Annotated in this window: 16 protein-coding genes; all 16 read right to left on the bottom strand. The window is 57.4% G+C overall.

Features of this window, described 5'->3' with window-relative positions; all coding sequences use genetic code 11:
* Positions 1-91 precede the first annotated feature (91 nt).
* Positions 92-1,888 carry a DUF262 domain-containing protein gene (locus E8E75_RS14130; protein ID WP_280359216.1) on the bottom strand — a complete coding sequence of 599 codons (1,797 nt, stop codon included), beginning with the start codon at positions 1,886-1,888 and terminating at the stop codon, positions 92-94.
* Between the two features lie 79 nt (positions 1,889-1,967).
* The gene (locus tag E8E75_RS14135) at positions 1,968-2,300 is read right to left on the bottom strand and encodes a hypothetical protein (protein ID WP_280359218.1); all 333 of its coding nucleotides are present in this window, start codon (positions 2,298-2,300) and stop codon (positions 1,968-1,970) included.
* Between the two features lie 11 nt (positions 2,301-2,311).
* Positions 2,312-3,280, bottom strand: coding sequence for a 5'-nucleotidase (locus tag E8E75_RS14140; RefSeq protein WP_280359339.1), 969 nt, complete (start codon positions 3,278-3,280; stop codon positions 2,312-2,314).
* A gap of 44 nt (positions 3,281-3,324) precedes the next feature.
* Positions 3,325-4,263 carry a hypothetical protein gene (locus tag E8E75_RS14145; protein ID WP_280359220.1) on the bottom strand — a complete coding sequence of 313 codons (939 nt, stop codon included), beginning with the start codon at positions 4,261-4,263 and terminating at the stop codon, positions 3,325-3,327.
* On the bottom strand, positions 4,260-5,009 hold the full coding sequence (locus E8E75_RS14150) for a hypothetical protein (protein ID WP_280359223.1): 750 nt from the start codon (positions 5,007-5,009) through the stop codon (positions 4,260-4,262). The genes E8E75_RS14145 and E8E75_RS14150 overlap by 4 nt, the downstream gene beginning before the upstream one ends.
* A gap of 173 nt (positions 5,010-5,182) precedes the next feature.
* Positions 5,183-6,382, bottom strand: coding sequence for a restriction endonuclease subunit S (locus E8E75_RS14155; protein ID WP_280359225.1), 1,200 nt, complete (start codon positions 6,380-6,382; stop codon positions 5,183-5,185).
* Positions 6,379-7,962, bottom strand: a complete 1,584-nt coding sequence (locus tag E8E75_RS14160; protein ID WP_280359227.1) for a class I SAM-dependent DNA methyltransferase — start codon at positions 7,960-7,962, stop codon at positions 6,379-6,381. The genes E8E75_RS14155 and E8E75_RS14160 overlap by 4 nt, the downstream gene beginning before the upstream one ends.
* Positions 7,962-10,085 carry a DNA recombination protein RmuC gene (rmuC, locus tag E8E75_RS14165; RefSeq protein ID WP_280359229.1) on the bottom strand — a complete coding sequence of 708 codons (2,124 nt, stop codon included), beginning with the start codon at positions 10,083-10,085 and terminating at the stop codon, positions 7,962-7,964. Before rmuC (E8E75_RS14165) ends, E8E75_RS14160 begins: the two co-directional genes overlap by 1 nt.
* Positions 10,086-10,093: 8 nt before the next feature.
* A complete protein-coding gene (locus tag E8E75_RS14170) occupies positions 10,094-13,474 on the bottom strand; it encodes a DEAD/DEAH box helicase family protein (protein WP_280359231.1) in 3,381 nt (1,126 codons plus the stop codon).
* 50 nt (positions 13,475-13,524) lie between these two features.
* Positions 13,525-15,006, bottom strand: a complete 1,482-nt coding sequence (locus tag E8E75_RS14175; RefSeq protein ID WP_280359234.1) for a sigma-54 dependent transcriptional regulator — start codon at positions 15,004-15,006, stop codon at positions 13,525-13,527.
* A 202-nt stretch (positions 15,007-15,208) separates the two neighbouring features.
* Positions 15,209-15,793, bottom strand: a complete 585-nt coding sequence (locus E8E75_RS14180) for a hypothetical protein (RefSeq protein ID WP_280359236.1) — start codon at positions 15,791-15,793, stop codon at positions 15,209-15,211.
* Positions 15,786-17,207, bottom strand: a complete 1,422-nt coding sequence (locus E8E75_RS14185; RefSeq protein WP_280359238.1) for a hypothetical protein — start codon at positions 17,205-17,207, stop codon at positions 15,786-15,788. The genes E8E75_RS14180 and E8E75_RS14185 overlap by 8 nt, the downstream gene beginning before the upstream one ends.
* Positions 17,204-20,179: a hypothetical protein gene (locus E8E75_RS14190; protein ID WP_280359240.1), complete on the bottom strand. Its 2,976-nt coding sequence runs from the start codon at positions 20,177-20,179 to the stop codon at positions 17,204-17,206. Before E8E75_RS14190 ends, E8E75_RS14185 begins: the two co-directional genes overlap by 4 nt.
* Positions 20,176-20,997 (bottom strand): hypothetical protein, encoded by an 822-nt coding sequence (locus E8E75_RS14195; protein WP_280359242.1) that lies wholly within the window; start codon positions 20,995-20,997, stop codon positions 20,176-20,178. The genes E8E75_RS14190 and E8E75_RS14195 overlap by 4 nt, the downstream gene beginning before the upstream one ends.
* Before the next feature lie 168 nt (positions 20,998-21,165).
* Complete coding sequence (locus E8E75_RS14200; RefSeq protein ID WP_280359244.1) at positions 21,166-21,813, bottom strand: peptidase M15; 648 nt, start codon at positions 21,811-21,813, stop codon at positions 21,166-21,168.
* Between the two features lie 44 nt (positions 21,814-21,857).
* Complete coding sequence (rmuC, locus tag E8E75_RS14205; protein WP_280359245.1) at positions 21,858-23,438, bottom strand: DNA recombination protein RmuC; 1,581 nt, start codon at positions 23,436-23,438, stop codon at positions 21,858-21,860.

Here is a 23,438-nt window from a genome sequence, read left to right on the forward strand (position 1 = left end):
GATTGAACTCCCCGATCCCAAACCCGATCAGTGCACACCTACCCGGGACCACAAACCAAGCGCAGCTGGAGTAATGCACTCTTTAACAGGATTACAAGGCCCAGTAATACTGCTTGATCTTCTGTGCCATTAGCCTGCGGCGTTCCGCCAGGAACTCCTCAAACTGGTCAGGCTGGTATGCCGCAAGATCTTCCGGCAGGCAGTTAGCTGCCAGGTTGGCCTTGAGGTCGGCAAGGAGCGTGATGGCTCCATAGCGCGCTTCGCCGCTGTCACACTGGGCGAACACGTCAGCTAGGTAGGTGGCGGGGGCGGTATCGCCGATCTTGATGTTCACTTCCTGCTGCACGTACACGTAGTTGGCCACCTGGTTGTACTTGCTTCGGAGCAGCCCCCGCTGCTTCAAGAAGTTCTTCGGGAAGATGTGGTGAATATCGCCATGGTGCGTGAGCATGTCGCGCACGGTGATGTCCTTGGACAGGAAGCCTTTGTCACCTCGATTGGCCTGCGCTGCCCAGAACACCTTGATGGACGGTGCGTTGACGGAGGATGTGGTCAACGCCTGCGGCAAGCCGAAGTCCCAGAAGGCATCGGAAAGTTCAGCGGCCTCGATCTCGCCCAGCACCTCGGCGAACGGACGCTCGTGAACGGCCTTGATGTCCTTGTCGAAACGCGACTCCGGCGAGCCCGAGTAGCGTCCGGTGAGCAACGACATCACGAACCAGCGGCGCACCCAACTTTCGATATTGGGGTTGTTGCCCAGGTCGCGCTTGAGCTTGAGGTACAGCACGTAGGCGAAGTTCAGCGCGTTGATCGAGCCGATCATGGAACTGTCCACGTAGCCGGCGGAACGGATGATCATCAGGAAACGCTTGAAGTGCGTTTCGTTGATGAACTCCTTGACGCCTTCGCTCAGCGTCTTGAAGGACGCCTCCTCGATTTCCTTCTCATAGCTGCGGGTCTCGAAGTTCCGCCCTGAGAGCAGGCCAACCAGATCGGACAGACGCCCCCGGTTGAAGCGGGTGGTGAAAGCCACGCGCAGCATGTCCGAATAGCTGGGGTCGTACAGATCGTCGTTCTCGCTTTTCAGCCAACGCATGGCACGGAAGTAATCGGTCTGTACGAATGTTTTGTCGTTATTCTCGATGTGGCCGTAGAACTCGGGGGCGATGGACAGGTGGCAGAAGTAGTCTATGGCCTTGCGCAGGGTGTTGCCGTCAAACTCCTCGTTGGCGGCAATCTTCGACATAGCGAAGTCCGCCTGGCTGAGCACCACACCCTTGGAGTTGATGCGGATAAAGATCTCGGTCACCGTCTCGATATCCAGATCCGCCGCCAGCTCTATCAGGCCTATCTGCTTCTTGGTGATATCGCACAGCCTATCCAGGCGCTCGTAGAGCAGGTCTTCGTCCACCCCCTGGTTCAGCTCCAGGTAATCACGGCCAACCTTGTGCGCCTTCAGCTCACCGCTAACGATAGGAGCGATATCAGAAAACCAGGCCTTGTCCTTCTCGATTGCCGGGTTGCTAACCTCGAAGCGCTCTTCGATAGGGTGGAAAGCGATGCGGATACGCACCTGCTGGTAATCCTGGTTGACCACCTGCTGCCCGACGATGGCTGCCGTCAGCGCCGTGACCCGTTGCTGGCCGTCGATCAGCACCTTCTTGCCCTCGGCCAGCGAACCGTTCTTGAGTTTCACCGTCGGGTTACGCCAGGCAATGATGTAACCCACCGGAAAGCCCTGGTACAGGCTGTCCATCAGGTCGCGCACCTTGGCGGCATCCCATACGAATGGCCGCTGGATTTCCGGAATGGCAATCTCGCCGGACTTGACCCAGCTCAGCAGGGTTTCGATCAGGTGCTGGTTAACGGAGTATTTCTGGGCAGACATAGGCAACATCCTTGTTGGACGACGTTGTCAGATTGAGCAGTTCAAAATGGGATGTTTGAAGCCAGCAACCGACCGACAATTAACTCAGCGCAACCCACTCGCCCTCCCCGACACCAGAGCGAATAGATCTGATCATCTGTTCAACAGCCGCCCGTTCAATGCGCTGGCGGTTTCCAGCCTGATATCTGGCTTGAAAGTAATCCAGTCCGATGCGCGTCAGTCTGTAACCCTCAGATGCTAGCTCTATCCGCCCACAATCCAGGTGCGTCTGGAAATTCCCTAAGAATTGCTTCAATGGAAACGGTTTTCCCCGATCCATCTCAGTAACCTCAAGAACGGCTGCCATGTATGTCCACAGCCGGCGCCCTGAAGGGGTTCTCGCCAGTTTGTAGAGCTGAATAGCGTCATCCATTTTGAATCCTTTCACTCCACCGTACTGCTAATAGCTAAGCTGGACTTGGTTAGATATGGCACTTTGCCAGATGGTACCAAATTGGCAGCTGCCTCCAAGTGCACATCCTGGTCATCGAAAAAGATGTGCGGGGTGAACGCGCTGAGCACCTTGGCTTTGCCGACCCCGCCCAGGAAGAAGGCCTCATCGACGTATACGCCCCAGGCGCGCAGGGTATTGATGACTCGCATCTCCGACGGGGAATTTCGGGCGGTGACGATGGCGATTCTGATCGGTGATTCCTTGCCGCCGGTGGGCAGACGCTCCTGCAGCCGGGCCAGTTTTATCAGCAGGCTGGCATAGGGGCCTTCGTCCATCGGTGTATGTTGCAGCGCATCCTCCTGAGCCTTGAAAGCGTCCAGCCCCTGGGTTTTGTAAACCAGCTCGCTGGCGTCGGAGAACAATACCGCGTCACCGTCGAAGGCGATGCGCACCTGACCCTCGGGAATTTGCGGGGCGTTGGCCGGCGGGGCCTTGAGGATCGCCGCAGCGCATTGCCGGGAGTCGATGACCTTTTGCGCGTCCTCCACATTCGTGGTCAGGAACAGGTCCACGTCGAAGGCATCCATGTAGTCGGCCACCGATTCGCCGCCGGTAAAAGCTGAACGGGTGATCGCCAACTGGTCGCGGCGAATGGTCTTGAGCACGCGGATGCCGGTGTCCGGGCTGTTGCGCGACATCACCACCACCTCAACCAGCGGGGAGGTCTCGCCGCCTTTCATATGCCGGTTGAGATCAAGTAGCGCCTTGACCAGGTGATAACCGGTACCCGGTGCCAGCGGCTCGTCCTCACGCTCCTGCATATAGCGGCGGTAGTTGTCGATCACGCTTTCCGGGTCAGCCTCCAAAGCGGCCTTGAACATCTGATCGGACTCGCTCATGTCGAACAGAGCCGTCGCGGAAATCCCCACCACCAAGGTTTTGCTCAAATCCAACGCCATCACCAACGCTTCCCTCTGTCCTCTGCATCGCCAAAATGGCTATGTCATGCCGCCAGAAAACGAATTTCCGTGACCTCTTCATTCAGCAATTCGGCCGCCTCTGGATGGCTGGCCGCGTACTCCAACAAGCCGAGCTGATAGTCGATGGCCGGAGCGGCTTGCTTGCGGAACTCCAGGAAGGACACGACGTTATCGCCTGCGTCCTGGGTCAATTGTTCGACCCACTCCTGATTGGCAGCAATGGCCTCGACAACCACGGTACTGATCTGCAGCCAGTCCGCCTGCAACTCTTGCAGCACCTCGATGGCGTACTTCTCACCCGCGGTGCGCTGCTGAACGTATGCCTGCATGAAGCCGAGATACATCATGCGTTGCTGCAGGTTTTTCAGCACATCGAGGGACTCAACGAAGCCTTTGTCAGTGGCACCTGCCGCCGCCCGGTTCAACGTCAGCTTGGTGACCTCATACTGCTCGCGCAGATTGCCAACCTGATTTCTGAGCCCCTGCAGGTCACCCTGCTCGGCAGACTGGCGGACCGTCCAGAGCACGGAGCTGAAGCGCGCGCTGTCACGCAGCTCTTCCCGGGCCTTGGCATCACGGGCCATTTCGATCAACACATCGAGCTTTTCCGACTGCTGATGCAGCTGCTCGGAAATGCCATTGAGCTTCTTGCAAACAATGGCAAAGCCGGCAACCGAAACAGCCAGATTCAGCCCTGACAGCGCCAGGTTTGCATACTGCAGGTTTTGCAACACACCCAGCGATTCCTGCGCACCACTCAGCACCTGCTGAAGCTTGGCAAGTTGCTCTGACGCCTGGCCTGCATCACCGGGGAATTGCAGATGGCCAACGATCTGCCCGCCCTGTGGGTTACCTGCGGAATACCTGACGACGCCACCCCAGACGGTATAAAGCCCGGACCGAATACCCTCAACAATCTCCGGGGCAGAACTGATGGTTCTGGCAAGAATTTCTGCGCTCATAAACACGCTCTCAAACGGTTAGCAAAATCCTCGTGATCCGCAGCGACAAGGCCAGCACGGATCCGCGCAATATGGACGACAATCGTGGTCAGCCCTTGCAGTTCTGGCCGCTTCTTGTTGCTGAATGCCCAAACACCTGCGCTGACAGTGCCAACCGCCGTAAGCGGCAGCGCCGCCAACATGCCCGCCGCAGCAACTGAGCCGACGGCCGCTACCGAACCCAACGCACCACTCAGCAGGCTGCCCCCGGCAGCCCCTAAACCCAACTTGCCCAGTGGCCCAAGCAAAGCAGTGAACGAGCTATTGAACCGCGCCCGGCCAAACCACGAACCACTGCTAGCCTGGCTTTCCGGCTCAGCCAGCTTCTCAACCAGCTTCGCCAGCACCTTCTCCTCGATGGCCGAGGTGCTGTCTGCCTTGCTGAACTCAACCTTCAGCTCACTGGCGACATCTCGCACAACCTCGTCATAACTGACTGGCTCGCCTCGGCGCAACAAACTGGCCAGGCTGACACTGCCCAACGCGCGGATCTCGAAAGCGATTTCGTCGACAGACTTGTACAGCTCTCTAGCCTCGAAGCATTGAGCAAGACGCTGCCGCGCCGAACCATCGCCCAGCAGGCGATCATTGGCTTTATCCAGCAGAATCTCGGCGATGGCGAGCAGTTCATCCGGCGTCGCCAACTGCAGCACTTCCTCCAGCCCGATATGCCTTCTGATCAGTGGCCGTCTTTCGTTATTGCTCATACATAGATCCCTTGCATGCATGATCTAAAAGGTTGTCGTTCGCACGTGACTCAGCCTGCTTGTGGCAGAACCAACCGGCCGGCTATGGCGTCACCGGTGGAATAACCGTGGGGGGCGGTAGCCGCGAAAATGGGTGAGATTGACAGACTTGAGGCACACGAGGATTTCCTTATCTACAGTTGGCCAGAGAAAGCTTTTTGGCTTAGCGAACCAGCTAATTTCTCCTGAACATCAAGATCATTCAGAAGGCGACTTTTATACGACTGAATGGCTTTGTAACTATCAAGGAATGCTATTTGCAGCTCGTGCGGAGGTAGCGCCACGGGGGTTTTCGCAATTAGGCCAACATTTAATGTGGGCTGCGCTACAGCACGAGTCTCACGCTCGAAATAGCCTTGAACTACAGGATTCTGAAGGTAGCGATAAACATACTCCCGGTTTACACCTTCACGAATCGGTATGCGTGTAACTGCACGCGCAATATTCCATCCGATCATTGCCTCGCTAACCCAGCCGACACGACCAATAGTGCCTACGCACGCAATCAGAATTTCATTCCCTTTAAGCCTTGATTTCCTATGCTTTGAGTCAATGCTCGCCGATACTCGCCTAAGCTGATTGACGTCAGGAGTAACATCAGAAAGGTCGCCAGACCTCACCAGTGGAACCCCATCCTCTTCATTCTCCCCCGGTTGAACAACGCCGTAATTCAGCTTATCGCGGGGATCAACAAGCGTTGAAAGCTCGACGACATCCCACCCCTTCGGATTGGTCACCGGGTCGCCGAACATGTCCAGAAACACGGCGCGGAGGAAGTCGTCGGCGAGCTGGATGGCTTGCTGACGTTTGCGGCGGATGGCGTCGGCCTTGTCAAGGATGGCGGCGATGCGCTTTTGTTCGGGTAGGGGTGGGAGGGGGATTTCCAATCCAGCCAAGTTTCCGCGAGAAATTCTTTGCCTCGTTGTACCAGTAACATGCCGATCTATCTGGTTTCTGAAGCGCTCTGAATTTATCAGATGCATCAGCCACCTGTTATCAATCCTTTCGGAGTCAGGGCGTACGATACAAATATCAACGACCGTAACACATCTACCCATATCCTCAGGAAATATACACGCACGGCCAATTGGGTCTGGCATTCGCGCGACCAAAATATCTCCAGCCTTGAGGTATGAGCACTTCAGCTCATCAGCCCTCTTGGAGGTCATAAATCGATTCGATTTATCAATAAACTCGCCAACTCCGATATCCGCCAGTTGGATTAGCCTTACGTCACCTTCAGGGTCTTGATCTTTGCTTTCTACCCAATCGCCATCAGAAAATAAGCCCGAGCGACTAATAGCCTCACTAAACTTAATTACCGGCCAACTCACAGCATCCCCTCCAACGCATCCAGATCCGCCAGGATCTCCTGCTCCAGCCCTTTGAGCCGTTGCAGAATCACCTTCGGGTCTTCGTACTGCTCCTGCTGGTACTCCACTTCCTTGTAGCGGTTGATGGAGAGGTCGTACTTGTTGGCGGCGATATCCTCGGCCGGCACGACAAAGGCCTTTTTGCGCTTGTCGCCGAACAGGGTATTGATGGTGCTGGCACTGAGATTGCCCTCGACCATCTGCCGGTATTTGTGCCACTGGGCGATGGCATCGGGCAGGTCGTTGCTACCCTCGCCTTTCAGCTCGGTGCGCTTGTCGTCAAGCGAGTAACCGTCGGCCTGCAGGTCATAGAACCACACGCGCTCGGTAGTGCCGCCCTTGGTGAAAATCAGGATGGCAGTGCTGACGCCGGCGTAGGGTTTGAACACACCACTGGGCAGGCTAACGATGCCTTCCAACTGGTTGTTGTCGAGCAGCTCCTGGCGCAGTTGCTGGTGCGCCTTAGATGAGCCGAAAAGCACGCCGTCCGGCACGATCACGGCGGCGCGGCCACCGAGCTTGAGCGAGCGCAGGATATGGGCGACGAACAGCAGCTCGGTCTTCTTGGTTTTCACCAGGCCAAGTACGTCTGGGTTGGTGCTGGTTTCGTCGAGACTGCCTTTGAACGGCGGGTTGGCCAGCACCACGTCGAAGAAGTCCTGCTCCTGACGCGGGTAGTGCTCCTTGATGGATTTGCTCAGGGAGTCCTGGTAGCGGATGTTCGCGCCGTTCACGCCGTGCAGCATCATGTTCATGCTGGAGACGCGCAGCATGGTGGTGTCGAAGTCGAAGCCCCAGAACATCTGGCTGTTGATGTGCTGGCGGTAGGGCTCGAGCAGGTCGCCGGAGTAATGCCGGTTGCCATCTTCGTCGGTGAAGGTGCCTTCCGGACTGGAATGCACGCGGCTGAGGTATTCCATGGTGCGGGCGAGGAAGCCAGCGGTACCGCAGGCCGGGTCGCAGATCACCTCGGTGGGCTGTGGGGCGATTAGCTCGATCATGGCGTCGATGATGTGGCGCGGGGTGCGGAACTGTCCGTTGATGCCGGCGGTGGTGAGCTTGCTCAGCAGGTATTCGTAGATATCGCCCTTCACGTCGCTCTGGGTCAGCGGCAGGTCGTTGACCATCTCCACGGCGGAGGTGAGCACGGACTCGTTCTTGATCTCCAGGTCGGCGTCCTGCATGTACTCGCTGATATGGCCGAGGCCTTCACGCTCGCCGCCTTCGCCGTCGGCGCTGCCGAGTTTGGCGAAGAAGGGGTAGACGCTCTGCTTGAGATGCTTGTGCAGCTCCCTGCCGCTCATGTTGCGGAAGTTCTTCCAGCGCAGCAGTTGGCCTTCCGGCGTATTGGGGAACAGGCGGTCGAAGGCTTTGCCGGTGCGGTTGGCTTTGCGCTCGGCCACGTCTTCCTGCATGTCGAGCATGCGGGCGAACATCAGGTAGCTGATCTGTTCGATCACAGTCAGCGGGTTGGTGATACCGCCGGTCCAGAATTTTTCCCAGAGTTTGTCGATATCGTTGCGGATTTTGCCGGTGAGCATCAGTTCATCTCGTATTCGGATTCAGTGTCGGTTTCTGCCAGCAGGTCTTCATCATCGGCGCTTTCGGTCAGCGCCGCGATGCTCTGCTCAGCAGGGATAAAGTCGATTTCCAGCGCCGCCTTGTCGACGAAATAGGCCGGCAGCTGGGCTTTGATGGCGGGCGCCAGGTTCTTGAATTCGCCCACTTGTTTGACCAGGTTGCCCTTGCCGCTGACCAGTTGACCCTCGGCCTTGACGTAAGCTTCCGTAGCCGTTTCCAGGCCCTTCTTGATCTTCTCGAAGCTACCGAGGAAGGTGTTGAGCTTTTTGAAGACGGCCTCCGCTCGGCTGGCCAGCGCGGCAGTGTGCTTGTTCTGGTCTTCGTAACGCCAGAGTTGGCGGACGATGTTGAGGCTGGTCAGCAAAGTGGTCGGTGTTGCCACCAGGACATTGTTCTCAATGGCCTGCTGGAACAGGGTTTCATCAGCCTTGAGTGCCTCGACAAAGGCGGACTCGATGGGGATGAACATGAACACCATGTCCGGCGAGTTCAGCCCCGGCAGCTTGTAATAGTCGCGGTCGGCCAGCTCCTTGATGCGGCTGGCGACGGCCTGCACATGTTCCTTGAGCGCCACGGCCCGCTCGCGCTCATCTTCGGCGTTGACGAAACGGGTGTAGGCGTTGAGGGATACCTTAGCGTCGATGATCAGATGCTTGCCCTGCGGCAAATACACCACGGCATCGGGACGCTGCCGGCCTTCTTCGGTGGTAATGCTGACCTCGCGCTGGTAGTCCTTGCCCATCTGCAGTCCGGAGCGATCCAGCACGTTCTCCAGCACCAGCTCACCCCAGTTGCCTTGCAGCTTCTTCTGGCCACGCAATGCGGTGGAAAGCTCATGGGCCTCGGTGGTGATTTGCTGGTTCAGTGCCTTGAGGGATTCCAGCTCTTTACGCAGCTCGCCCTGCTGGGTGGTTTCGCGGTGGTGGATCTCCTGCACTTCGCGCTTGAAGGTGTCGATGGATTGCTGGAAGGGCGTCATCACCGCGCTCAGGCTGAGCTTGCTGCTCTCCTGCAACGCCTGAGCTTTCGCTTCCAGGATCTCGTTGGACAGCAGCTTGAATTGCTCGCTAAGGCTGGCTTTCTGCTGCTCGAAGTTGGCAACCTCGCGAGCATGGCTGGCCTCGCGCTCATCCAGTTCCGTCTTGAGCTTGGTGTATTCGCTGTTCAGTTCCGAAAGGCGGGATTGGAGTGCTTCGTATCGCTCGGCAGCAGCTACTTGCTGAGCCTTGATGTCCAGCAGTTGCTCACGGACTTCGCGCTCGGAGGTTTCCAAGGCCTTGCTGCGCTTGCCTTCATTGGCCAGTTCATCCTTCAACTGGTCCCGGTCGGCTTGCAATTGTGCACTGGCCGCCTGAGCCGTACTCAGTCTGTCACGCAGCTCAGCTACCAGCTCCTCACGTTTCTGAAGGGACGTTTTGAGCTCCGCATGCTGATTGCTGAGCGGTTGATAGCGGCCCAGAAGCTCGTTGTAATCCTGAGACTGGATGGCCATCTTCTGGCGAATTTCGGCAAGTTGCTCACGTGCCTCACGCTCGCCCGTTGCCGCTACCTTGGCGCTGGCATCCAGCTCTGCCAACTCGTCCTTGAGGGTGTCACGCTCGCCTTGCAGCGAGGTGGTTGCAGTTTGCGCAAGAGCCAGACGATCACGCAGATCAGTGACTTGCCCCTGTAGCGCTCGCCCATCAGCTTGAGCCGTTTCCAGACGCTTGGCGGCTTCGTGATGCTGCCTGCTGGCATCTTCCAGCTTCAGCTGCAACCTGGCACTTACGTCCTTACTCTCTTGCTGCTCCTGGTTCAGCCGCGCCACGTTATCGAAGGCTGCCTGCAGCTGCGCCTTCAATTTGCTTTCTGCGACCTGAAGCTCGTGGCCTCGCGTATCAGCCGCCTTGAGCTGGTCACTCAGCGCTGCACTAGCTGCAACTGCCGACGCTTGCGCTTGCTGAGCCTGCTCAAGCTGGGCGACCAGTTGGCTAACTTGCCGCCCCTGGCGCAATGCTGCCGCGAAATATCCCAGCAGCGCGCAGGCAAGCGCGAGTACCGCCGTGATGACAATGATGTCCGTGGTCCATTGACTGGCTTGCATAGGCACTCCTAGTGACTGGCGGGCGGGGTATCCCCGCGCAGAAAGGGCTTGAGCACGACCACCAGCTCACCCACGTCGGCGGGGGTGAACACGCCGTCGATGCCTTCGTGGGAAATACTGGAGAACGGGGCATCGTAGAGTTTTTCGATGACGATGCTGCCGTGCTGGGCGATGTAGCTCTTGAGCAAGTTCATGAAGCTCACCTGCTTGGCCGTGAGTCTGGGGTGGGTATGCAGGAATTTGGCGAAATGCTGCTCGATGGCCTGCGCATCCAGACCGATCAGCTCACGCACGGTCAACTGCAACTCGCCGGCGGTACGGCCATAGAAGTCGTTGAGCACCCGCAGGCTGACACCCGGGTGCGTGGTGAGGATGGTTGAAGTAAGCGAGTCCAGCTCGTGCTCAGCGATCGGTTCGCCCTTGTGGATCTTCTGCAGAGTCGGATTGGCGGCCAGCATGCCGTCGAGGATGTCCTTGAGACGGCGGCGGTAGATCATCGCCTCGTTGGCACCGGCTATCTTGACTTCACGCTCACCCTCCTGCACTCCACTATCGGCGGTGCGGGTGCCCGGGGTGTTGTAGAGGGGACCATCACCCGACTTGCGATACTTCATGATCCCGCGCAGCTCCTGACGAGCGTGCTCCAGCTTGTCGATGCTGGCGTTGAGCCAGAAATCTGCGCTGCGCACCTCGGCGATCAGCGCGTCCTTCTGCCGTACGGCCTGAATATTGATGGCGAGTTTGTCCAGCTCCTCTAGCAACGTGATCTTGCCGTCGTCGAAACAGCTGGCCTTCTCCACCAGACAGCGCTCAATGCCGGCGATGAGCTTGTCGAGCGCCGTGGCATGTTTGTCCCGCAGGACACGGGCCGACATCAGCGGGGCGATGGTGGTAACCAGCAGATGCTGAGTCTTGGCGTCGAACTTTTGTAGCTGGTCGCCTTGCTGCAACTGGTGCACGGCCCGCAGCTCACGTTTGACGGCAACGCTGCTGTCCGGCAGGTCATTGATGTCAGCACGCAGCAGTTCGATCGCTGCATCGAAGGCAGCTGCATGGTTGTGCTTGATCGCGGCCTGCGCCAGCTCCAGACGTGCTTCGAAGGTGGTTTGCAGGAGCGATTTTCCGCCCTTGTCCTCCGGCTCCTCGTACTCCTGCTCGAAGAAGTCGAAGTTGCCGTAGTGATCGAAGATGAGGAACTCGGTCTTGTGCTTGCCCTGACCAAACAGGTTGGGACGCAAGCGCGTGCCACGGCCGATCATCTGCCAGAACTTGACCCAAGATTTGACCGGTTTGGCGAACACCAGGTTGACCACTTCCGGCACGTCGATACCGGTGTCGAGCATGTCCACCGAAATGGCGATGCGGAAGTCGTTATCCGGCTTCTTGAATTCCTTGATCAGGGTGTCCACGTGCGGAATGGCATTGTGGATGACCTTGCAGACCTTGGCGCCGTATTGCGGGTAGAGCTTGCAGAAGAGCTTTTCCAGGTGCTCGGCGTGGTCCTGACGCTGGGCGAAGATGATGGTCTTGCCAACCAGCGAGCCGGTTTCATCCTTGATGCCGTTGTTGATCAGGTTTTCCAGGATGATGCGGTCAGTGTCTTCGCTGAAGATCTTGCGACCGATGTCCTTGCCGGCGATGGTGGTGCGCCTGGCTTCTTCCTCGCCGAGGTCTTCTTCGAGCTGACGTTTCTGCTCGTCGCTCAGGTCGTTGTAGTGAATGCCATCGCGCAGGAAGTCCGTGGTGAGGTCTTTGACGCGGAACGGCACCAGATAAGGGGGATCGTTGTTAATCGCAGCGTCCAGCCCGAACTCGAAGGTCGGATCGGTGGTTTCGCAGTCGAACATGTCGAAGGTGTTGCGGCTGATGAACTTCACCGGGGTGGCGGTGAGGCCGACCTGTAGCGCATCGAAGTAGTCGAACAGATCGCGATACTTGTTGTAGATGCTGCGGTGGCTTTCGTCAGCGACGATCAGGTCGAAGAACCCGACGTCGAGCTGGGCGAAGCGGTTCATCATGCCCGGGTAGGTGGCGATGTAGACGCGGGCGGTCTGATCGACCTTGTTGGTTTCACCAATCACGCAGCGCGGTTCGCTGGGCAGGTTCTGCTTGAAGGCATCATCGGCCTGAACCCGCAGCTCCTTTCGGTCACACAGGAACAGCACGCGCTTTGCCCAGCCGGTACGCAGCAGCAGCTCAGCCAGGGCGATGGCCACGCGGGTCTTGCCCGTGCCGGTGGCCTGGATGATCAACGCACGACGACGCTGCTGCTGAAAGTGTGCAGCGACCGTCTTGATGGCTTCGATCTGGTAGGGACGGTCCGCGATCTTCAGGTCGGGGTTGTGCCGCTCCAGTTCCGCGATACGGTATTGGCGCTGGTAGATCAGGTATTCAAGGCTGTCTTTGCTGTAGAGGCCGTACACCGGGCGATAGGTGTTGTACTGCACATCGTCCCAGATGAAGGTTTCGTAGCCGTTGCTGTAGAAGATCACCGGGCGCTGCCTGCCCATGCGTTCGAAGCCATCGGCGTACATACGGGCCTGTTCACGACCAGCTTGCAAGCTGACATTGCCGGACTTTTTGGCTTCGATCACAGCCAGCGGCTGGCCGTTGTCACCCCATAGCACGTAATCCGCGCGTCCCTTGCCGGAGGCGTTATCCGGAAAGTCGACCTCAACTTCCAGCCCAACCTGAGTCGGGTTACCGACATCCCAACCGGCCTGGAGCAGCATGGCGTCGATCAGCAGCGTACGGGTCTTGGCCTCGTTCCATTGCAGGCTGTCAGCGACCTTCTGGCTCTGCTGCTGGCGCTTCTGTTGATCGGGCTTGGCCGGCGGTTCGAGCCTGTCGAGGTTGCGGGTGCGCTCCTGCTCAAGCTTCTCCATGACCCGCTGCAGTTCTTCCTGCTGCTGGTTGAGCTCCTTCTCGTAACTGGAAACCGTCTTCTGCAAACCGGCCAGCGCAGCAGTCGGGTCCTGCACCTCAGCAAAGGGCGAAATATCAGCCTGCGCAGTGCCGTAGTACTTGATGGCCATGTACATAGCCAGCTGGTGAGCAGTCTTCAGCGCCAACTGTGCGTTTCGCAGATCACCTTCGGCGCCATGGGCGGTATCGTTGCCCTGAATACGCAGAAAGTTGATTTGGTGAACCAAGGGCTTGCTAACGCAATCGACGAATACCGGATTTTTTACCAGGTCGTAGAAAGTCGACTGCGGCATGCGCGGCAGCAGCTCTTCCTTGTAGATGGCTTTGGTCAGCTCTTCGGCGAAGCTGCGAAGGCGCGTCAGTGCGCTGCCCGGATCGATATGCAGTACGGCCTCAGCCAGACCAGCGAGGTTTGCCAGCAGTTCGTTGCCGGGGCGGAGGAACTCGAAATTGACTGATTTCATATAGGCGATTCTGTCCATGCCAGTCCTACAGCGAGGACCGTGCCAAGTTTTTACTCGATGCCGTATTTGTCCATCCAATTGCTCAGCGTTTGCTGGCTTTTGAGGCCTAGCAGGCTGGCCGCACGGGTCTTGTTGTTGCCAGTAAGCTTCATAGCCTGACGCAGATAATGGCCGGAAACCTCGGCGATTACCTCTTGTAAATCAATACCTTGGGATACATCCAAGGACAAGACATTGGCCTGACTTTGCGGCTGTTTGAACAGTGCTTGCTCAATATCGTGAGCAGCAATCAGATCACCTGGACACCAGAGCGCCGCACGCAACAAAGTGGATTGCAGTTCGCGAACGTTGCCACGCCAGGGGTGTTGAAGGATAAGATTTTTTGCTTCTGCGGAAATTTTCTTATCGCCGAGGCTGGCATCCTGGCAGGCAATGCCGGCCAGCAGCTTTTCCGACAGTAACAGCAGATCGCCTTCGCGCTCGCTGAGCGGCGGGAGATGCAGTACCCCCACAGCGATGCGATAGAACAGGTCTTCACGGAAGCGCCCGTGAGCAACTTCCTGCATCAGGTTGCGGTGAGTGGCGGTGATCAGCCGCACATCGACCTTGAGTTCCTGGCTGGAGCCTACCGGGGTGAAGGTGCCTTCCTGCAGTACGCGCAAGAGGCGCACTTGCACATCACGCGTTAGCTCGCCGAACTCATCAAGAAACAGCGTGCCACCATGGGCCTGTTGAAAAACCCCAGGTCGATCCGCAATAGCGCCAGTGAATGCGCCCTTCTTGTGGCCAAACAAGGTGGAGTCAATCAGCTCCGGCACGATAGCGCCGCAGTTCACCGCAACAAAGGGCGCCGCAGAACGTGGGCCGGCGTTGTGAATGGCGCGTGCAAACAGCTCTTTGCCGGTGCCGGTTTCACCGTAAATCAGCACCGGAACCTGCTTCGTCGCGAGAATCTGCGCCTGCGCCTTGAGTGCCAGCATGCGCTTGCTCTGCGTCACGATGCTGTCGAAGGCAGCATCCACGGGAGCATCCAGCCCGGCGAGCTGGACCAGCTTGTCGGTGCTGATGGTATCGGCGGCCGGCACATACTCGGCCGCGATCTCGAAAGGCACTTCGACCTGCTGAACGCCCTGCTCAAGTGAGGACTGGTAGAAGGTCGCCGGATAGCGCGTTTTGCCCAGCAGAATCCACACCGCTTGCATGGCCGGTGTGCCGGGACTGAGCAGAATGGAAAGCTGATTGCCGGAAGTACACAGGCGCTTTAAATGTTGACTTGCGGCCTGGTAGATCTCCCCGAAATGAACGGGGGAAGACAGGGAAACGTAATGCGCGGCGATTGATACATCGACTTGCTTGCGCAGCCAGGCCAGATAGGGTTCAACGCGCTCGGCGGGATATGAGCAAAGAAGCTCAGCACGATGAAACGCATCTGAGCGGAGAGTAGATACGACAGGGCCCGCTTCGCCGCCTTCAATGGCTTTTAAGTCGTTCCCCCCTACCCAGCAGACCAACACTCTCTGCTTTACTGCCACGTTCCCTGAACTCCCAGCTCTATATCTGCGTATTCAAGGCAGACTCCAATGTGCGACACATCACACTCTGCCGGATACTAAACGATTCGCCACAAGCAGCGACATCTCGAATATGTGCGCGCAATGACATCACCGCCCCTAAAAATCTCTTCTTAGGGCCGTCGACACCTTAGCTTCCAGTCCGCCTCTATTGGGGCGAAGCTCAAACCACCAAGTCTCCCTCTCCAAGCAAATCCTGAAAGAACCCTGCCCCAGCTTCGGTCAGAACTAGGTTGCCCTTCGCATTTCGGTACGCGACGTATCTGGCTTCGAGTTTCTTGACGTGCTCGACGAGATTTCCAGACTTCATGCCGCATGCGATCAAGACCTCTACCTTGTCCTGCCCTTTGCCAATTTCTTCGATGCGCAGATCAGAAAGGCCTGCTTCGTCCTTGAGCAGAATGTCCATGGTGTAGCCGAGCTCCATGACACCACGGAACAGCACCAACAAAAGGCCCTGGAAGCTGCGAGCAATGTCGTCCTTCTCAGCCTCCGACGCCTCAGCGGTGCGGATGAAGGCGAAACCATTTCGCATCACCAGCTCGTAGCCGATGAGCTCGTAGAGCGCGCGGTACTGGTCGAAGTTGTTCACCAGCTCCTCGAAGTACGGGTTGGAAACTAGCTTGCCCTCAAGGCACTGTGTTCGGTTAATCATCTTCCCGAACATCAGTTGGGCATAAAGCTCCGTCGAGAGTTTTCGGTTGAGCACCTTCGACTGATGGAGAGGGGCGTGCGAATGTTCAAGCATGGGCAATCTCCAGGCGCACTTTGTAGTAGCGCAGGCGTTCGGTCTCAGTGGCGAGCGTGCCGACCTCAAACCGTGGGACTAACGCAGCGCCATCGGTGCCTTTGAGACAGCTCAGTCCCACAAGCAAGTCATTCAGGCCGTAGGGCGCTAGATGGCTGCTCAGGTAGCAGTTCAATTCTTCATGTAGGTCGTCGCAGGGGTGTAGTTCCCAGTCAGCCACAAGGCGACTGATCGAAAACAAGCGCTCGTCCTCCTCACGCTTGCGCCCTGGCGTAGGTGACCGGTGTGGTTTGACCACCTGGGGCACGGCCACCGAAACCTTCACGTTGGGCAGCTCAGTTCGCAGGTGTTCAGTCAGCAGCAGGCGGTGATTCCGTTCGGGCCATTCGACCTTTGGATCGAAGCGCCGAAACTTCACGCCATTGAAGATGGGCCAGTTGTCGAAAACGGGATCGTTACTTGGCAGCTGATTTCCCTTAAGCGCCCCGTCGTGCAGGTGTTGGACGGCCCCATGCAGGATGTTCCAGGCTTGCTCGATCTTGTCGTAAGCCTGACGCTGTGCAGCACTCTGCTGTACATAACGCATCAGTGATCCTCGGATCACATCAATGTCGTAGCGATAGGAACGAATGGCCTCGACGTTGTAATAGATCGAGGTGGCCAGCCGTTGATGCCCATAGCGCACCAGGTGATCACCGATCATAGTCAGCGCCTGAAGAGCCGGTTTACCCTCCTTCAAGTCCGTGTTCTCGGCTAGGAACTCAAGGGCGGGGAGAATGTTTCGCAGGTAGATACTGTTGATCTCGCCCAGTGCTTCCTTGGCCGCTGACACCTCGTCAATGTCGTCATAACGCATTTGATCGACGATCTCGCCCAAACGGGTGAGGCGCGATTGGAGGGCCGACACGCACTCCTTCATCTTGGACAGCGCGCTGCGGATCTCCTTACGCAGCGCATCTACCTGTTCCTTGAAGTCCAGATCATCTTCGCTGAGCGATTGCATGCTGGCGAAAATGCCATAGAGCCGGTTGAAGGACGCCCGGATCAGCTCGTAGTCAGCGCTATTCAGCTTCCTCAGACGGGCACCGTCAAAGTGACGGAACATCTCGATAATGAAAGGCGCAAAGACCATCACCCCGCGTGCATGATCAACCTGGATGACCAGGCCCACGCGCTCCAGATTATCGATCGATAGGGCAGCCTCCAGCTTGCGCCGCGCGGGCGGAACATCCTTCGCGGGCCGGTCTTTGTTGAGCGGTCCCACCCGGTCCAGTAGCTCAGTCAGCTTGCGCTGGTACATGGCGATGCGGACCTCTTCACCTTCGCCAACCTGATCCATGTAGTCGATTAGGTCGAGAAACAGTTTTTTGTTCTCGATCATGCTGATCGTGGCGAACTCCGCATTGACGATCATTCGATCGGAGCCTCTTCTTCCTGCTCAGATGGTTCCCCCAGGCTAGCCGGTGCCTGATCACCACCTGTCGCAATCGACGTCAACGACTCACATTCGCCGGTGAAGACGATGGTTCGCTCGTCGCTGTACGACTCATCTACGGCTTCGAAATAGCTGAGGTTCATGAACTTCCCGAGCACTTTGCCGATAGCAGGCGTCCACTCCGGCGTTGCGCCAAAGATGCAGAACCCATCGGCCTCCGCGATGTCTCGAGCGGATTTCAGGTTGGCCACATCCAACTGAGAAACCTCATCGATTAGCAGAGGCATCGACACCTTGCTGTCGCTTTGCAGCAGCTCCTTGAGCAAGAAGGCCAGCACGCGAATGTTGATCATCACCGACGTGCCGGTGGACTGCGCCTCGATCTTGAACTCTTCACGGCCCAGCAAGCGAACACGGTATTCGACGCTGTTGATCAACTTGGCCAAGTTCAGCGTGGAATCGCGGCGCTGGTCGGACTCAAAGAACTGGGTAAAGAAACTACCCAGGCGGTCATACAACACCTGTGGCGGGAGCTCACCGCCACTCATGTTCACGGCCTCAAGCACGGCCAACAACTCATCAAACTGGGGGTGCAGCGTGCAGTCGATGCAAATCTCCGCGATATTCGAAATCTTGATGGACTTCAAATGGTCTTCAATCTCGCCGATAAAGCTGGTGATGAGCGTTCTCGTTGCACGGATTTGCCGCATCTGAATATCGGTGTCGGCATTGTGTGCAGCCACCTGATGGAAGAGGTTATCCTCTTCAGCAGTAAGCCTCGCATACAGCAGGGCATAGCGATCATGGAGCTGGCGCAAATCATTGAGCTCATAGGCGGCACGATGCGCTTGCTCGGCACTGTTGTCATCGAGCGGCACCGCATCCAACAGATCGGAGACCTGCTTGCTGGACTCTTGCAGCAGAGTCACAAGACTCTGTGACCGATACTCCATTTCGTCGATCAACGCCTGGTTGACTACTACGTCACGAGGCTCGCTCCGCTGGAACCCGGCTTTGAACAAGCCCAGGCGCGCATGCAGCATATCCGTGATGCGATTTGCCCAGCGCGTAACATTGCTGGCTTCTTCTTTGGCACGCTCCAGCGCATTCCAAGCAGCATCCCTCTGCGCCTTGGCTTCGCCATACCGCGTGTTCGCTTCCGCAGCCCGCCCCTCTAATAGGGCTAGCTGCTCTTTAGCATCCTCGAATTCACCTTCGAGGCGCTGAAGATCCGCTTCAATGCGTTCAGCACTTCTGAGCAGGCCGATCTCGCGGTGATCCTTGGCAATCACTTCCCGCAGTTCCTGGCTGCGGACGGCCAGCTTTTCTTCTGACTCCGAGACAAGCGTCGAAAGTTCGTTGTAACGCGCCTGGGCTTTGTGCAGCTGACCAGTCATGTTGTCCAGCTCTGCCTGCTTGCGCGCAAGCAACTCGGCAGCGCTGTAGGGTTGCAGCAGGATGCTCGTCGGCTTGCCAAGGAAGCTGAGCTGGTTGCTCTCGACGTTAAAAAGCCCAGCGAAGCGTTCAATCACATCCTGCGTAGTGGCCTCCAAAACCTCACACTCAACACTGAACGCCTTCTGGTTGAGGGAGTAAAGCCGGTCAGCGGTCTGTTCGCTCAAAAGATCCAGAACACTGCTGGTCCGGCTCTTAATCCACTGCTCAGCAGCGTCAATCAAGGGTCTAAGCTGCTTGAGCTCGCGGTTTTTTTCCTCGAACTCGTTGCGCAGCTTCGTCTTGTCGTTACAGATTTCGAGGTCGCGCCGGGTTTCTTCGAGAACGTCGAGACGAATTTGCAGGATTTCGTCGAGCGACATGCCTGCGTAGCCAGTGCGCGCCGCACCGAGGTCAATCGCATCCTTCCGGATCAGCTCGAAGGCCTTCTTAGTGTTAGTGGCTATACCTCGGCATTGGTTGTATTCAGCCAACAAACGGGTAGCCTCCCGTTCCATCTCCCGACTACGATCGTTGCGCGCCGAGTATTCGCCCGCGCGCTCCTGGCGAACGTTCAGCAGTTGCGCCGTCACTTGCTCAATACTGTATTCAGCGTCGTGGAGGAGATTCAGTAGATCGCTAGACCGCGACGAAAGCTCAATGAAGCTCTGGTCGTATGCATTCCAGTAGCGTTCTCCGTTGCGGATCGCCTGGAGACGGTCTTGAGTGGCACGCAGTCGTTGATAGCGGGCCATGATGTCGCCGAAATTGACGTTGACCTCAGCCTCGGTCCGGGCCTTGCGACCTTCGATGATGGTCGCAATGGTGTCCGGCATAGTGCGCCTATCCTTGGCCCCGATGTCGAAGGACAGGTGGATCAGGCGCTTCCAAGCATCAATCTCGCGCTGCTTGGCGCCACCATTCTTGAGCGGGAGCAGACAATAGCGCCCAGCATCCGCGCGGGTAGGCTGGTGCTTGTACATACGCTCCTTGATGGTGGCGGTGTCACGGATCAGCACGCCGTTCATTTTCTTCAGATCGGCCGCGACCGACTTGATGCTCAGCCCAGGGACAGGCGCGCCCTGGCCGCCGTTGATTGGCGAGTAAACGTTCCAGAAAAGGTGCTCGATCTCACCATACGCGCACGGCACACCAGTACGCTCGTAGCTGAAGGGCTTGCTGCCCTGGCTCAAGACAATGCAGAACGGCCCATGCGGGTTTTCCGCCTCCAGAATCACGAAGGAGCTGCGCTCAGGGAAATAGAACTGGTAGGTGGAGTCGCGGCCATAGAAGCCGTTAGGATTTTTCAGGCCAAACTTGCGCTCACAATCGTGCAGGTTCTCTTCGGGCAGCAAGAAGAACTTCATCGAATTCAGGATCGAGGTCTTGCCACCGTTGTTGGCACCGAGCAGGCAGATGTGCTCGTTCAGTGGCACCTTCACGTAGCAATACTTCCCGCTGTTCACAAGGATGATTTGCTTGAAGGTGAACGACCAGTAGAAGTCTTCGATACTCATGCGTGCATTCCCTCGCCTGGCACGGTGAGCAGATAGGTCTCCTGCTCCAGAACTGCGTTCTGCCGACGCACGTAGCGGATGATTTGATCAGTTTCGGGCGACAGGCCCGCATATTGGAGAATGTCCTGACTACCCTGCTCGGAAAGGCTATAGCGAGAGCACCTAAGGCGTTGCTCGACGTCGTCCGGGGCCAAGAACCGTAGGGGGAGCGCGGGCAACTGCTTGCGCAGTGTGGCGTACATGCGCAGTCCACCCGGATCGACATCGAACAAGCAATGCAGTTCGCTGAAGGTCTCCAGGAAGGCTGTGTTCAATCGGTTGGTCACTTGGTTGCCCGATCCGTAAATCAGCTCAATATCGGTCGGTGCTCGATGTAACAAGCCGGCAACGAGAGTGAGCGTTCTCTCTAGCTCGAGAAAGTTCTCTAGGTTTTCTGCAATCACCCCAACCGAGGCAATTGCCCTGGGTACATGCCAATAGTCGGCCTCGTAGAGGGCCACCACCGGATGTGGATGCGACTGAGAGCGCATCAGCAAGTACGCGCCTGAGACACTGGCGCGGTGGCTATCACCATCAAGAGCAGCGCCAACTCGGCCAGCATGCCCAGACGGCCTGAAGCGTTCGACCAGATTGGTGAATGCTACCGGGTCAGTGATGTTGACCTGGTAGCGGGTCTTACCTAGTTTGGTTGAACTGAAAATACGCGAGAGTTCGGTACGCGGGTATCCGGCCTCAACAAGTCGATCAAGCAAGACATCTAAGTTGATCGTTTGGCCAAGCTGAATTTTGGTCAGGTACCCACTGATGATCGCCGACATTCTGAGGTATGCCTCTCCGAGTGGAATGCGCAGTACTCATCTCTTACCGGGAGTAGTCATGGCGCAGACACCTGGCTTACCAGATGCCTTAAAACCCGACGACTCGGTAGTGCATGAGCGATTCGCTTGGGAACACCTGCGTGCGTTTTGGCACACAGATTCGGTTACCTAGATAAGGCTCGCCAACCAAGGTCGAACGACTGCTTTACGCTCATCCAGATCGAGCGTAGCAACCCCATCCTTCACCAGCGCTTTCTTGTCCCCGGTATGGGGGTTGGTAACGTAGGTGCTGATGCTCGGTAGCATGTTCGGGTTTGCGCTCCAACGCAGGTTGAATGCCGCCAGCCTGGGAAACCAGAACTGGCTGGCGTACGGCAAGTTGTCGTGGATCCACCAGGCCAGTGGCGTCCAGTCCTTGCGCTCCTCATACCAAGACAGCAATTCCGGCACCACGATGCAGGCAGTCGCACCCAAATGCCCCTCGGCGTCCGGGTAATCCCAGATGTGGGAGGCGTAATTTTTCTCGTTGGCGGCACAGCTGTACTGGTTGTTGTTCTCGGCGCCCTTGGCATTGACTGCCGGCGCTCGGTAAGCCGAGCGAATGACTATGCGCCCAAAGCGTTCCTGCAGAGGCTCTAGCAACTGTTCGCAAAGCCCTCGCCCGGCCTCAATGGCGCGATCAGGATAATCCGGAATGTTGGGGATGCCCTCAATCTGGCTGATTTCCGAGTAGAGGAAATCGCGCATGAAAAAGTGCTTGGATAGCCGGACGCGCCCCAGATCCTCGAGCGTCTGTACCGTTGCTGGTTTCTTCATCCTGTTTTGCTCCTTGGCATTTCGCTTGCGTGCTGCGGCAGGGTTCAGGCCTGCTGCTCAGCTGGCATCTGAGAGAGCAGGTTGAGTTCCAGATCCGCCCGGTCGACCCAGACCTCATTCAGCTCGCCTTTGACCGCTACGCCCAACTGACGGAAATCACTGACCTGCTTGACCAGGTTAGCCTTGCCATTGACCAACTGATCGCAGGCCTTCTTGTAGGCATCCTGCGCCTTGTCCAGGCTGTGACCGATGGCGTCCATGCTGCCGAGAAAGGTGCGTAGCTTGTCGTATACCTTGCCAGCCCGCTCGGCCAACTCGGCGGTGTGTTTATTCTGATCCTCGAAACGCCACAGCTGGCGCACGATGTTCAGGCTGGTCAGCAACGTGGTTGGCGTCGCCACCAACACGTTCTGCTCGATGGCCTTCTGGAATAGTGTTTCGTCCGCCTTCAGCGCCTCGACGAAAGCCGACTCTATGGGCACGAACATAAAGACCATCTCAGGCGCATTCAGCCCCGGCAAGTCAAAGTAGTTGCGGTCAGAGAGCTCTTTGATGCGATGCCCAATGGCCGTCACGTGCTCGGCAAGCGCCATGCGCCGCTCGGCATCGTCTTCGGCATTGATGTAACGGGTGTAAGCGTTGAGCGAGACCTTGGCATCGATGATCAGGTGCTTGCCTTGCGGCAGGTAGACGATCACATCGGGGCGCTGGCGATTGATCTCGCCAGTGAAGCTGACCTCCCGCTTGAAGTCCTTGCCATTGACCAGACCGGAGCGCTCCAGGACGTTCTCCAGAATCAGTTCACCCCAGTTCCCCTGCGCCTTCTTCTGCCCTTTTAGCGCGGTAGTGAGATCCTGAGCCTCCTGGGTGATCTGTCGATTCAGTTCCTTCAGGTGATGCAGCTCCTGGGTCAACGCAGCTTGCTGCTGGACATCCTTGTGGTGAATGTCTTCAACCTTGGTGCGGAAACCCTCAATCTGTTCGCGGAAAGGTTTAAGCAGTGCGTCCAGTGACTGTTGACTGTGCAGCGAGAACGCCTGGCCTTTGGCTTCGAAGATCTGGCCAGCAAGCTGCTCGAACTCCAGTTTGAGCTGGTCGCGGCTTTCCTTGAGCAGTTGCTGCTGCTCGGCGAAGTGCTGCTGCTTCTGATCGAGAGTGCTGCTCAATGTGGCGTGTTCCTTGGTCAGGGCCGCAAAGCGATCCTGCAGAACATCGTGAACTTGCTGTAGCCGGGTACTCGCCTGCTTGAGCTCATCATGCTGCTGAAGCAGTTGGCCATATTGAGCACGGGCGGCGCTGGCTGAGCTCTGCACCTCGGCCAATTGGGAGGATTGATCGCGATATTCGGCACGCAAGCGCCCAGCTTCTTGCTGTGCGAATTCGACCTGTCGATGAAGCTGCTCAACATGGGCCTTTTCCGCCCGCAGACCAGCACTCTGCTCACGGAGCTCATCGTCTTTCTGATGAGATGCAGCCATGTGCTGCTCCAGTTGCGACTGACAGATCTGCAAGGCTGTAACCGCCTCTCGACGGCGCAATACCTGCCAATAGACTGCAACACCTGCCAGCACAACCAGCAGCAAACCGGCACTCATTACCATCCACGACAACCCAATCATGTTCAT

It is taken from the genome of Pseudomonas sp. BN606 (assembly GCF_029873115.1).
In the GTDB taxonomy this organism is placed as follows: domain Bacteria; phylum Pseudomonadota; class Gammaproteobacteria; order Pseudomonadales; family Pseudomonadaceae; genus Metapseudomonas.